The sequence below is a fragment of the Pantoea sp. K16 genome, assembly GCF_048452805.1.
GTDB classification, from domain to species: Bacteria; Pseudomonadota; Gammaproteobacteria; order Enterobacterales; family Enterobacteriaceae; genus Pantoea; species Pantoea agglomerans.
The window spans coordinates 24106-37021 of sequence record NZ_JBLWNV010000014.1; the positions used below are offsets into that span (position 1 = coordinate 24106).

General features: G+C 55.1%; 12 protein-coding genes. All 12 read left to right on the forward strand.

All coding sequences use genetic code 11. The features are described from left to right. Nucleotides 1-61: 61 nt before the first annotated feature. The 12 genes from atpF to pstB all read left to right on the forward strand — a co-directional run bounded on the left by atpF (nucleotide 62) and on the right by pstB (nucleotide 12906). Nucleotides 62-532, forward strand: a complete 471-nt coding sequence (gene atpF / locus ACK13D_RS17870) for a F0F1 ATP synthase subunit B (RefSeq protein ID WP_003849528.1) — start codon at nucleotides 62-64, stop codon at nucleotides 530-532. A 14-nt stretch (nucleotides 533-546) separates the two neighbouring features. Next, nucleotides 547-1080 carry a F0F1 ATP synthase subunit delta gene (gene atpH / locus ACK13D_RS17875; protein WP_003849530.1) on the forward strand — a complete coding sequence of 178 codons (534 nt, stop codon included), beginning with the start codon at nucleotides 547-549 and terminating at the stop codon, nucleotides 1078-1080. Between the two features lie 14 nt (nucleotides 1081-1094). Beyond that, nucleotides 1095-2636, forward strand: a complete 1542-nt coding sequence (gene atpA, locus ACK13D_RS17880; RefSeq protein ID WP_010258868.1) for a F0F1 ATP synthase subunit alpha — start codon at nucleotides 1095-1097, stop codon at nucleotides 2634-2636. 52 nt (nucleotides 2637-2688) lie between these two features. Further along, on the forward strand, nucleotides 2689-3555 hold the full coding sequence (atpG, locus tag ACK13D_RS17885; RefSeq protein ID WP_010258869.1) for a F0F1 ATP synthase subunit gamma: 867 nt from the start codon (nucleotides 2689-2691) through the stop codon (nucleotides 3553-3555). Nucleotides 3556-3585: 30 nt separating this feature from the next. Further along, nucleotides 3586-4983, forward strand: coding sequence for a F0F1 ATP synthase subunit beta (gene atpD, locus ACK13D_RS17890; protein WP_010258870.1), 1398 nt, complete (start codon nucleotides 3586-3588; stop codon nucleotides 4981-4983). Nucleotides 4984-5007: 24 nt separating this feature from the next. After that, on the forward strand, nucleotides 5008-5427 hold the full coding sequence (locus ACK13D_RS17895) for a F0F1 ATP synthase subunit epsilon (RefSeq protein ID WP_010258871.1): 420 nt from the start codon (nucleotides 5008-5010) through the stop codon (nucleotides 5425-5427). Between the two features lie 160 nt (nucleotides 5428-5587). Next, on the forward strand, nucleotides 5588-6958 hold the full coding sequence (gene glmU, locus ACK13D_RS17900) for a bifunctional UDP-N-acetylglucosamine diphosphorylase/glucosamine-1-phosphate N-acetyltransferase GlmU (protein ID WP_323170575.1): 1371 nt from the start codon (nucleotides 5588-5590) through the stop codon (nucleotides 6956-6958). Between the two features lie 154 nt (nucleotides 6959-7112). Beyond that, nucleotides 7113-8942 (forward strand): glutamine--fructose-6-phosphate transaminase (isomerizing), encoded by a 1830-nt coding sequence (gene glmS / locus ACK13D_RS17905; RefSeq protein ID WP_010672188.1) that lies wholly within the window; start codon nucleotides 7113-7115, stop codon nucleotides 8940-8942. Between the two features lie 165 nt (nucleotides 8943-9107). After that, nucleotides 9108-10151: a phosphate ABC transporter substrate-binding protein PstS gene (pstS, locus tag ACK13D_RS17910; protein ID WP_010258875.1), complete on the forward strand. Its 1044-nt coding sequence runs from the start codon at nucleotides 9108-9110 to the stop codon at nucleotides 10149-10151. Nucleotides 10152-10238: 87 nt separating this feature from the next. After that, the gene (pstC, locus tag ACK13D_RS17915) at nucleotides 10239-11201 is read left to right on the forward strand and encodes a phosphate ABC transporter permease PstC (protein ID WP_010258877.1); all 963 of its coding nucleotides are present in this window, start codon (nucleotides 10239-10241) and stop codon (nucleotides 11199-11201) included. Next, nucleotides 11198-12088, forward strand: coding sequence for a phosphate ABC transporter permease PstA (gene pstA / locus ACK13D_RS17920; RefSeq protein ID WP_010258878.1), 891 nt, complete (start codon nucleotides 11198-11200; stop codon nucleotides 12086-12088). The genes pstC and pstA overlap by 4 nt, the downstream gene beginning before the upstream one ends. A 44-nt stretch (nucleotides 12089-12132) precedes the next feature. Beyond that, complete coding sequence (gene pstB / locus ACK13D_RS17925) at nucleotides 12133-12906, forward strand: phosphate ABC transporter ATP-binding protein PstB (protein WP_010258879.1); 774 nt, start codon at nucleotides 12133-12135, stop codon at nucleotides 12904-12906. Nucleotides 12907-12916 lie beyond the last annotated feature (10 nt).

Sequence of the window (12916 nt, forward strand, 5' to 3'; positions counted from 1 at the left end):
TCTGCCGCTTATCGTTGATAACGGCAGAAAAGTTAAATACTCAATCTAGAGGCATTGTGCTGTGAACATTAATGCAACAATCCTCGGCCAGGCTATCGCGTTCATCCTGTTTGTCGCGTTCTGCATGAAGTACGTATGGCCGCCGCTCATGGCTGCTATCGAAAAGCGCCAGAAAGAAATTGCTGAAGGCCTTGCTTCTGCTGAACGTGCAAAGAAAGATTTGGATCTCGCGCAGGCTAATGCGACCGACCAGCTGAAAAAAGCCAAAGAAGACGCTCAGGTCATTATCGAGCAAGCGAACAAGCGTCGCGCGCAGATTCTGGACGAAGCCAAAACCGAAGCTGAAAACGAACGTAATCGCATCGTGACACAAGCGCAGGCTGAAATTGACGCTGAACGCAAACGTGCGCGTGAAGAACTGCGTAAGCAGGTCGCGTTGCTGGCTATGGCTGGCGCCGAGAAGATCATCGAACGCTCCGTGGATGAAGCTGCTAACAGCGACATCGTTGATAAACTGGTCGCTGAACTGTAAGGAGGGAGGGGCTGATGTCTGATCTGATTACTGTAGCTCGCCCCTACGCCAAAGCAGCTTTTGACTTTGCTGTTGAGCATCAAAGTATTGAACGCTGGCAACAGATGCTGGCGTTTGCCGCAGAAGTGGCTCGCAATGAACAGATGGCTGATCTTCTCTCAGGTGCATTAGCACCCGAAGCGCTGGCAGCGTCGTTTAACGCAGTCTGTGGTGATCAACTGGATGAACCCGCGCAGAACCTGATTAAGGTGATGGCGGAAAACGGACGTTTGACAGCGCTTCCGGCTGTACTGGCCCAATACATCGAACTGCGTGACGCTCATGAAGCCACCGCTGAAGTTGATGTTATCTCCGCCAGTACGCTGAGTGACGACCAGCTGAATAAAATCAGCGCCGCGATGGAAAAACGTCTGTCACGCAAAGTTAAGCTGAATTGCAAAATTGATAAGTCTGTGATGGCAGGCGTGATCATCCGTTCGGGTGATCTGGTTATTGATGGCAGCGTACGCGGCCGTCTTGACCGTCTGGCTGACGTCTTGCAGTCTTAAGGGGACTGGAGCATATGCAACTGAATTCCACCGAAATCAGCGAACTGATCAAGCAGCGCATTGCTCAGTTCAATGTCGTGAGTGAAGCTCACAACGAAGGTACGATTGTTTCTGTAAGTGACGGTATCATCCGCGTACACGGCCTGGCCGATGTCATGCAGGGTGAGATGATTGCCCTGCCGGGCAACCGTTACGCTATCGCCCTGAACCTCGAGCGTGACTCGGTTGGTGCAGTGGTGATGGGCCCTTACGCTGACCTCGCCGAAGGCATGAAGGTTAAGTGTACTGGCCGTATTCTTGAAGTACCGGTAGGCCGTGGCCTGCTGGGCCGCGTAGTGAACACCCTGGGTGCTCCTATCGACGGTAAAGGCGCAATCGACAACGACGGTTTCTCACCGGTTGAAGTCATTGCACCTGGTGTTATCGACCGTCAGTCGGTCGACCAGCCGGTTCAGACCGGTTATAAGTCGGTCGATGCGATGATTCCAATCGGCCGTGGCCAGCGTGAGCTGATCATCGGTGACCGTCAGACCGGTAAAACCGCAATGGCGATCGATGCGATCATCAACCAGCGCGACTCAGGCATCAAGTGTGTCTACGTTGCGATTGGTCAGAAAGCCTCAACCATCTCTAACGTGGTTCGTAAGCTGGAAGAGCATGGCGCACTGCAGAACACCATCGTTGTTGTGGCGTCTGCTTCTGAATCTGCTGCACTGCAGTATCTCTCTCCGTACGCAGGCTGTGCGATGGGCGAATACTTCCGTGACCGCGGTGAAGATGCGCTGATCGTATACGATGACCTTTCTAAGCAGGCTGTCGCGTACCGTCAGATTTCTCTGCTGCTGCGCCGTCCACCAGGTCGTGAAGCATTCCCTGGCGACGTGTTCTATCTCCACTCCCGTCTGCTGGAACGTGCATCACGCGTAAGCGCTGATTATGTAGAGCGTTTCACCAATGGCGCAGTGACAGGTAAAACCGGTTCACTGACCGCGCTGCCGATCATCGAAACCCAGGCGGGCGACGTTTCTGCGTTCGTTCCGACCAACGTAATCTCGATTACTGATGGTCAGATCTTCCTGGAATCGAACCTGTTCAACTCCGGTATTCGTCCGGCCGTTAACCCAGGTATTTCGGTATCCCGCGTAGGTGGTGCTGCACAGACCAAGATCATCAAGAAACTGTCCGGTGGTATCCGTACCGCGCTGGCACAGTATCGTGAACTGGCGGCATTCTCGCAGTTCGCCTCTGATCTGGATGATGCAACCCGCAAACAGCTGAGCCACGGTCAGAAAGTGACCGAGCTGCTGAAGCAGAAACAGTATGCGCCGATGTCTGTCGCACAGCAGGGTCTGGTTCTGTTCGCTGCAGAGCGTGGCTATCTGAACGACGTTGAACTGGCAAAAATTGGCAGCTTCGAAGCTGCACTGCTGGCCTTCGCCGATCGCGACCACGCTGAGCTGATGGCTGAAATCAACCAGTCGGGTAACTTTAATAACGATATCGAAGCCAAGCTGAAAGGCCTGGTCGAGACGTTTAAAGCAACCCAGTCCTGGTAATGTCTGGCGGCTTGTCTGAAAAGGCAGGCCGCAAGGCTTTGAGGAGAAGCTAATGGCCGGCGCAAAAGAGATACGAAGCAAGATTGGAAGCGTGAAAAACACGCAGAAGATCACCAAAGCGATGGAAATGGTCGCCGCCTCCAAGATGCGTAAAACGCAGGAACGCATGGCGGCCAGCCGTCCGTATGCAGAAACCATGCGCAAAGTGATTGGTCACCTTGCGTTGGGTAATCTGGAATACAAGCACCCTTACCTGGAAGAGCGCGACGTGAAGCGCGTCGGCTACCTGGTCGTTTCAACTGACCGCGGGCTTTGTGGTGGTTTGAACATTAACCTGTTCAAAAAGTTACTGGCGGATATGAAGTCCTGGTCCGATAAAGGCGTGCAGAGCGATCTGTCGATTATCGGTTCAAAAGGGGCGTCATTCTTTAATGCTGTGGGTGGCAACATTGTGGCGCAAGTCAGTGGCATGGGTGATAAACCTACCCTGTCTGACCTGATTGGCCCGGTAAAAGTGATGTTGCAGGCTTATGATGAAGGCCGCATCGACAAGCTGATGATCGTCAATAACAAATTCAATAACACCATGTCTCAGACTCCGACCATCACCCAACTGCTGCCGTTACCGCCAGCGGAAGGTGAAGAAGAGATGAAGGCGAAGACCTGGGATTACCTGTATGAACCCGATCCGAAAGCGCTGCTGGATACCCTGCTGCGTCGTTATGTCGAATCGCAGGTTTATCAGGGTGTGGTGGAAAATCTGGCCAGTGAGCAGGCCGCACGTATGGTAGCGATGAAAGCCGCAACCGATAACGGCGGAAATCTGATCAAAGAGCTGCAGTTGGTGTACAACAAAGCTCGTCAGGCCAGCATCACCCAGGAACTTACCGAGATTGTCGGTGGAGCCTCCGCGGTTTAACCAGGTTTGGAATTAGGTAGAGGATTCAAGATGGCAACTGGAAAGATTGTCCAGATTATCGGCGCCGTTGTTGACGTCGAATTCCCTCAGGACGCGGTACCGCAAGTGTACAGCGCCCTCGAGGTTATGAATGGTGATGCGCGTCTGGTGCTGGAAGTTCAGCAGCAGCTCGGCGGCGGCGTAGTACGTACCATCGCAATGGGTACGTCTGACGGCCTGAAGCGTGGTCTGAGCGTCAACGACCTGCAGAAACCGATTCAGGTACCCGTCGGTAAAGCGACCCTGGGCCGTATCATGAACGTTCTCGGCGAGCCAATCGATATGAAAGGCGAGCTGAAAGAAGAAGATGGCAGCGCAGTAGAGATCGCCTCTATTCACCGCGCAGCCCCTTCTTATGAAGATCAGTCTAACTCGCAGGAACTGCTGGAAACCGGCATCAAGGTTATCGACCTGATGTGTCCGTTTGCTAAAGGCGGTAAAGTCGGTCTGTTCGGTGGTGCGGGTGTAGGTAAAACCGTCAACATGATGGAACTGATCCGTAACATCGCGGCTGAACACTCAGGTTACTCAGTGTTTGCCGGTGTGGGTGAGCGTACTCGTGAGGGTAACGACTTCTACCACGAAATGACTGACTCTAACGTTATCGATAAAGTTGCACTGGTCTATGGCCAGATGAACGAGCCGCCGGGTAACCGTCTGCGCGTAGCACTGACCGGTCTGACCATGGCGGAAAAATTCCGTGATGAAGGCCGCGACGTTCTGCTGTTCATCGATAACATCTACCGTTATACCCTGGCCGGTACAGAAGTTTCTGCACTGCTGGGTCGTATGCCATCTGCGGTAGGTTACCAGCCAACGCTGGCAGAAGAGATGGGTGTGTTGCAGGAGCGTATTACCTCCACCAAGACCGGTTCAATCACCTCCGTACAGGCCGTTTACGTCCCTGCGGATGACCTGACTGACCCATCACCAGCAACTACCTTTGCGCACTTAGACTCAACGGTAACGCTGAGCCGTCAGATCGCCTCTCTGGGTATCTACCCGGCCGTTGACCCGCTGGATTCTACCAGCCGTCAGCTGGATCCGCTGGTTGTCGGTCAGGAGCACTATGATGTTGCACGTGGCGTTCAGTCACTGCTGCAGCGTTATCAGGAACTGAAAGACATCATCGCCATCCTCGGTATGGATGAGCTGTCTGAAGAAGACAAACTGCTGGTGGCACGTGCGCGTAAGATTCAGCGCTTCCTGTCTCAGCCGTTCTTCGTTGCAGAAGTATTCACCGGTTCACCGGGCAAATACGTGACGCTGAAAGACACTATCCGTGGCTTTAAAGGCATCATGGAAGGTGAGTTTGACCACCTGCCAGAGCAGGCCTTCTACATGGTTGGCGCCATCGAAGAAGCCGTGGAAAAAGCGAAGAAACTGTAATAACGGTTTCCCGGGAGGAAGATTATGGCTATGACTTATCACCTGGATGTGGTCAGCGCAGAGGAGCAGTTGTTCTCTGGTCTGGTACAGAAAATTCAGGTGTCAGGTAGCGAAGGTGAACTGGGGATTTTCCCTGGCCATGCGCCGCTGCTGACTGCCATTAAGCCTGGAATGATCCGTATCGTGAAACAGCACGGCGAAGAGGAGTTTATCTACCTCTCTGGCGGCGTGCTGGAAGTGCAACCGGGCAGCAGCACCGTTCTGGCCGATACCGCTATCCGCGGTACCGATCTGGACGAAGCGCGCGCTCTGGAAGCAAAACGCAAAGCAGAAGACCATATGAACAGCAGCCACGGCGACGTGGACTATGCTCAGGCCTCTGCCGAGCTGGCGAAAGCCATTGCTAAACTGCGCGTGATCGAACTGACCAAAAAAGCGATGTAATCCAGCTTTATGCGTCATGAAATGCCAGCCCTCGGGCTGGCATTTTTTTTGTCTGCTGCGCCTGATCTGCCTGTCCGCCTAATTTCGGCCTGAGAAAAATGTAGTAATCTCAATCTCAAACCGTTTTACTTTCACCCGTAAAAATTCACTCAGGATAGTTATGTCTAACAGTGCGATGAGTGTGGTGATCCTTGCTGCTGGCAAGGGCACCCGTATGTATTCCGATCTGCCTAAAGTTCTGCATACGCTGGCAGGCAAACCCATGGTTCAGCATGTGATTGACGCGGCTAAAGGGCTGGGCGCACAGCAGGTCCATCTGGTTTATGGTCACGGCGGCGATCGCCTGAAGGCGACCCTCACTGACAGCTCGCTCAACTGGGTACTGCAGGCCGAGCAGCTCGGCACTGGCCATGCGATGCAGCAGGCAGCGCCTGCATTCGCGGATGATGAAGATATCATGATGCTTTACGGTGACGTGCCGCTGATCTCTCAGGCGACACTACAGCGGCTGCGCGAAGCAAAACCGCAGGGCGGCATTGGCTTACTCACCGTGGTACTGGATGACCCAACCGGCTATGGCCGCATTGTGCGTGAGAACGACACCATCACCGGCATTATCGAACAGAAAGATGCCAGCCCGGCGCAGCTCACCATTAAAGAGATCAACACCGGCATTCTGATCGCCAACGGCGGCGATTTAAAACGCTGGCTGGCGCAGCTCACCAACAATAATGCGCAGGGTGAGTATTACATCACCGATATTATCGCGCTGGCGCATCAGGAAGGTCGGGTAATCAACGCGGTTCATCCGGCACGCATCAGTGAAACCGATGGCGTCAACAACCGGCTGCAGCTGGCGACATTAGAGCGCACTTACCAGGCCGAACAGGCGGAAAGGCTGCTGCTGGCTGGCGTGATGCTGCGCGATCCGGCCCGTTTTGACCTGCGCGGGACGCTGACGCACGGACGGGATGTTGAAATTGACACCAACGTCATTATTGAAGGCCAGGTCACGCTGGGCGCACGCGTCAGAATCGGCGCGGGCTGCATTATCAAAAACAGTGTGATTGGCGATGACTGTGAAATCAGCCCCTATTCGGTGATCGAGGATGCGAATCTCGCCACTGCCTGCACCGTCGGACCTTTTGCCCGTCTGCGTCCTGGCAGCGAACTGGCCGATGCCGCCCACGTGGGCAACTTCGTCGAAATGAAGAAAGCGCGTCTGGGCAGAGGATCGAAAGCGGGGCACCTCTCCTATCTCGGTGATGCGGAGATTGGCGACAACGTAAATATCGGTGCAGGCACCATTACCTGCAACTACGACGGTGCGAACAAATTCAAAACCGTAATTGGCGATGACGTATTTGTGGGCTCAGATACCCAGCTGGTGGCGCCTGTCAGCATCGCGGCAGGGACCACCATTGCGGCGGGCACGACCATCATGAAAGATGTGACCCAGGCCGGTCTGGTCTATAACCGTAAAGAGCAGAATCACAAAGCGGACTGGCAGCGCCCACAGAAGAAAAAATAAATTTTTAACGGCCCGCTTTAATGCGGGCCGATGCAGTGCAGTGCCAAAACTATAATCCCCACTCTCTACAAGGCTCGGGGAACCGGCAAAGCCGGATATCAGGTCGCATGACAACAGAAGTGGCGAAAAGCCATGTAGTCAGGAAAACATCATTATGTGTGGAATTGTTGGTGCAGTAGCGCAACGTGATATCGCAGAGATTCTGCTGGAAGGTCTGCGTCGTCTTGAATATCGCGGATATGATTCGGCCGGTCTGGCCGTGGTCGATCGTCAGGGGCACGTCACGCGCCTGCGGCGTTTAGGGAAAGTGCAGAAACTGGCGGAAGCCGCTGAGCAGCAACCGCTGATTGGTGGCACCGGCATCGCGCACACGCGCTGGGCAACCCATGGCGAGCCGTCGGAAGCGAACGCGCATCCGCACGTCTCAGAGCACATCATCATCGTGCACAACGGCATCATTGAAAATCATGAGCCATTGCGTGCTGAACTGATCGCGCGCGGTTATGTCTTTGCCTCTGAAACGGACACCGAAGTGGTGGCGCATCTGGTTCACTGGGAGCAGAAGCAGGGCGGTTCGCTGCGTGAAGTCGTACTGCGTGTGATTCCGCAGCTGCGCGGTGCCTATGGCATGGTGATCATGGACAGCCGCGATCCGTCACTGCTGGTGGCGGCCCGTTCCGGCAGCCCGCTGGTGATTGGTCGTGGCATGGGCGAAAACTTTATCGCCTCGGATCAGCTGGCCCTGCTGCCAGTGACCCGTCGGTTCATCTATCTGGAAGAGGGTGATATCGCCGAGATCAGCCGTCGCGATGTCACGGTGATCGACCGTGAAGGCAACACCGTGACCCGTGCCGAGATCGAGTCGAACCTGCAATATGATGCCGGTGACAAAGGCATTTACCGTCACTACATGCAGAAAGAGATCTACGAACAGCCCATGGCGCTGAAAAGCACCCTGAGCGGTCGGTTCAGCCAGGGTCAGGTTGATCTCAGCGAACTGGGCGCGGGCGCAGAAGCGCTGCTGAGCCAGGTTGAGCATATCCAGATTATCGCCTGCGGCACCTCCTACAACTCCGGCATGGTGTCACGCTACTGGTTTGAGTCGCTGGCAAACCTGCCCTGTGATGTCGAGATTGCCTCGGAATTCCGCTACCGTAAATCAGCGGTGCGCAAAAACAGCCTGCTGATCACCCTGTCGCAGTCGGGTGAAACGGCAGATACCCTGGCGGCGCTGCGTCTCTCTAAAGAGCTGGGCTACCTGGGCTCGCTGGCGGTCTGTAACGTGGCCGGTTCATCACTGGTGCGGGAATCTGACCTGGCGCTGATGACCAAAGCGGGCACCGAAATAGGCGTCGCCTCTACCAAAGCGTTCACCACCCAGTTAGCGGTGCTGCTGATGCTGGTGGCGAAACTGGGCCGTCTGAAAGGGATGTCTGCCGAGACTGAACATGAGATCGTTCATGCACTGCAGGCGTTGCCGAACCGGATTGAGCAGATGCTGGCGCAGGATAAGCTGATTGAAAATCTGGCAGAAGGCTTCTCTGACAAGCATCACGCGCTGTTCCTGGGTCGTGGCGATCAATATCCGATTGCCATGGAAGGGGCGCTGAAGCTCAAGGAGATCTCCTACATTCATGCGGAAGCCTACGCCGCAGGCGAGCTGAAACATGGCCCGCTGGCGCTGATTGATGCGGATATGCCGGTAATCGTGGTGGCACCTAACAACGAACTGCTGGAGAAGCTCAAATCCAACATCGAAGAGGTACGCGCACGCGGTGGCCTGCTTTATGTCTTTGCCGATCAGGATGCGGGCTTCAGCGACAGTGACGGCATGAAGATCATCCCGTTGCCGCATGTCGAAGAGGTCATTGCGCCCATCTTCTACACGGTGCCGCTACAGTTACTCTCCTATCACGTCGCCCTGATCAAAGGGACCGACGTCGATCAGCCACGTAACCTGGCAAAATCGGTTACTGTGGAATAACCGGGTGGGCCCCGTCGCGGGCCCACTTTGCTCTGGCCCTCTGTCATATAACTGTCATATTTCGTACATTTCACTGTCATCAAACTGTCCTATTTTCCCTCCTGCAGCAATCACAGATTCTTACTAAAACGGCCCCAAGCCTGACTTTTCTCCCCTGGAGGGAATATGACACTGATGCGTAGCACCGTAGCCCGAATCCTCGCCACCACCTTCGCCGTAAGCGCGGTATCTGCTTTTGCGGCAACCGATCTCACTGGCGCAGGCGGGACGTTCCCGGCGCCGGTTTATGCCAAGTGGGCAGCAGAATATCAAAAAGCCACCGGTAGCAAAGTTAACTACCAGGGTATCGGTTCATCTGGCGGCGTGAAACAGATCATCGCTAAAACCGTCGATTTCGGTGCGTCCGATGCGCCAATGAAAGATGAAGATCTGCAGAAAAATGGCCTGTTCCAGTTCCCTACCGTGATCGGTGGCGTAGTGCTGGCGGTTAACCTGCCGGGTATCAAGTCAGGTCAGCTGACGCTGGATGGCAAAACCGTCGGTGATATCTACCTCGGCACCATCAAAAAGTGGAACGACCCGGCGATTGCCAAACTTAACCCAGGCGTGAAACTGCCAGAGACCAACATCAACGTGGTACGTCGCGCTGACGGTTCAGGCACCTCGTTCGTGTTCACCAGCTATCTGGCGAAAGTGAACCCGGACTGGAACAGCAAAATTGGTAAAGGTAACACCGTCAACTGGCCGGTCGGTCTGGGCGGCAAAGGCAACGACGGCGTCGCCGCGTTTGTTCAGCGTCTGCCGGGTTCAATCGGCTACGTGGAGTACGCCTACGCCAAACAGAATAACCTGACCTACACCAAACTGATCGATGCCGATGGTAAAGCGGTCGCCCCAAGCGAAACCAGCTTCAGTAATGCCGCGAAAGGCGCTGACTGGAGCAAATCGTTCGCGCAGGATCTGACCTTCCAGAAGGGCGCTGATGCCTGGCCAATCTCGTCAACCACCTTTATTCTGATCTACAAAGATCAGGCTAATGCGGCCAAAGGCGCTGAAGTACTGAAATTCTTCGACTGGGCTTACAAAAGCGGCAGCAAAACCGCCACAGCGCTGGATTATGCTGCGCTGCCAGAGAGCGTGACTGAACAGATTCGCGCCGCCTGGAAAGCCAACATCAAAGACAGTTCTGGTAAAGCGCTTTATCAGTAATTGACCGACCCTGACCGGACAGCAGTCCGGTCAGACTCAACGGGCGGCGTCATGCCGTCCTGATAACTTCTGAAGACTGAGACTTCTATGGCTGCAACGAAGCCGGCATTCAAAGCCCCAGGCAAACAAGGTGACAGAATTTTTGGCGCGCTGGTCAGGCTGGCTGCGCTGATTGTCCTGTTACTGATGGGCGGCATTATTGTCTCCCTGATCATCTCCTCGTGGCCCAGCATCCAGAAGTTTGGTTTCGCCTTTTTGTGGACCAAAACCTGGGATGCGCCCAACGAACAATTTGGTGCACTGGTACCGATCTACGGCACCCTTGTGACCTCCATTATTGCCCTGATTATCGCAGTACCGGTGAGTTTTGGTATCGCGCTGTTCCTGACCGAACTCGCGCCAGGCTGGCTGCGTCGCCCGCTGGGCACCGCCATTGAGCTGCTGGCGGCCATTCCCAGTATTGTTTATGGCATGTGGGGTCTGTTTGTTTTCGCGCCGCTGTTTGCCGAATACTTCCAGACACCGGTCAATGACGTGATATCGGGCATTCCGATTGTCGGCGAGCTTTTCTCCGGCCCCGCTTTCGGTATCGGCATCCTCGCGGCGGGTGTGATTCTGGCGATCATGATCATCCCTTACATCGCCTCGGTCATGCGCGACGTCTTTGAGCAGACCCCGGTGATGATGAAAGAGTCAGCCTACGGCATCGGCTGCACCACCTGGGAAGTGATCTGGCGCATCGTACTGCCCTTTACCAAAAATGGCGTGATTGGCGGTGTGATGCTCGGACTGGGTCGTGCGCTGGGTGAAACCATGGCGGTGACTTTTATTATCGGCAACACCTACCAGCTCGACAGCCCGTCACTGTTTATGCCGGGTAACAGCATCACCTCGGCGCTGGCCAACGAGTTCGCTGAAGCGGAATCGGGCGTGCACGTCGCCGCGCTGATGGAGCTGGGACTGATCCTGTTTGTGATTACCTTTATCGTGCTGGCGATTTCAAAGCTGATGATTATGCGGCTGGCGAAAAGTGAAGGAGCGCGCTCATGACCACAATTGAAATTCAGGCGCGCGCTGAACTGGACGCATCACGCCGTAAAATGCAGTCCTGGCGCAGCACTAAAAATAAAATTGCGCTGACGCTGTCGCTGCTGACCATGGCTTTTGGCCTGTTCTGGCTGGTGTGGATCCTGTTCACCACCGTATCGCGCGGCGTGGATGGGCTCTCCTGGTCCCTGTTCACCGAATCAACGCCACCACCCAATACCGCGGGCGGCGGGCTGGCTAACGCCCTGGCAGGCAGCGGATTACTGATTTTCTGGTCTACCTTCTTCGGCACACCGCTGGGCATCATGGCGGGTATCTATCTGGCGGAATATGGGCGCAAGTCGCCACTGGCAGAAGTGATCCGCTTTATTAACGACATTCTGCTTTCGGCACCCTCGATTGTGGTCGGCCTGTTCGTCTACACCCTTGTGGTGTCGCAGATGCAGCACTTCTCCGGCTGGGCCGGGGTGATTGCGCTGGCGCTGCTGCAGGTGCCGATTGTTATTCGTACCACTGAAAACATGATGCGACTGGTGCCAGACAGCATGCGTGAAGCGGCTTACGCGCTGGGTACGCCCAAGTGGAAGATGATCGCGTCAATCACCCTGAAAGCGTCGGTCTCCGGCATCATCACGGGTGTGCTGCTGGCGATTGCGCGCATTGCAGGTGAAACGGCACCGCTGCTGTTCACGGCGCTCTCGAACCAGTTCTGGAGCACCGACATGATGCAGCCGCTGGCGAACCTGCCGGTCACCATCTTTAAGTTCGCCATGAGCCCGTTCGCAGAATGGCAGAGCCTGGCCTGGGCGGGCGTGCTGATTATTACCCTGTGCGTGCTGGTGCTGAACATCGTGGCGCGGGTGATTTTCGCCAAAGGTAAACACGGTTAATTTCCGGCGCGGCCCTGTGCGGCGCCGTATAAGAGAGATGAATTATGAGTATCGCGACAGCATCAGCCGATAAAATTCAGGTCCGTAATCTGAACTTCTATTACGGCAAATATCATGCGCTGAAGAACATCAATCTGGATATCGCTAAGAATCAGGTGACTGCGTTTATCGGGCCATCGGGCTGTGGTAAGTCGACCCTGCTGCGGACCTTCAACAAAATGTACTCGCTCTATCCGGATCAGCGGGCTGAAGGGGACATTCTGCTGGATGGCGAAAACATTCTGGCGACTCAGCAGGATATCGCGCTGCTGCGCGCCCGGGTCGGCATGGTGTTTCAGAAGCCTACGCCGTTCCCGATGTCGATCTATGACAACATCGCCTTTGGTGTTCGCCTGTTTGAAAAGCTGTCGCGTGCAGATATGGATGCGCGCGTACAGTGGGCGCTGACCAAAGCCGCGCTGTGGAATGAAACCAAAGACAAGCTGCATCAGAGCGGTTACAGTCTCTCCGGCGGCCAGCAGCAGCGTCTGTGCATTGCCCGCGGTATCGCGATTCGCCCGGAAGTCTTACTGCTGGATGAGCCCTGCTCTGCGCTTGATCCTATCTCTACTGGCCGTATTGAGGAGCTGATCACCGAGCTGAAACAGGATTACACCGTGGTGATCGTGACGCACAACATGCAACAGGCTGCACGCTGCTCTGACCATACGGCTTTCATGTATCTGGGCGAACTGATTGAGTTCAGCGATACCGACACGCTGTTCACTAAACCCGCCCAGAAGCAAACCGAAGATTATATAACTGGCCGCTACGGCTGATCTGACAGGA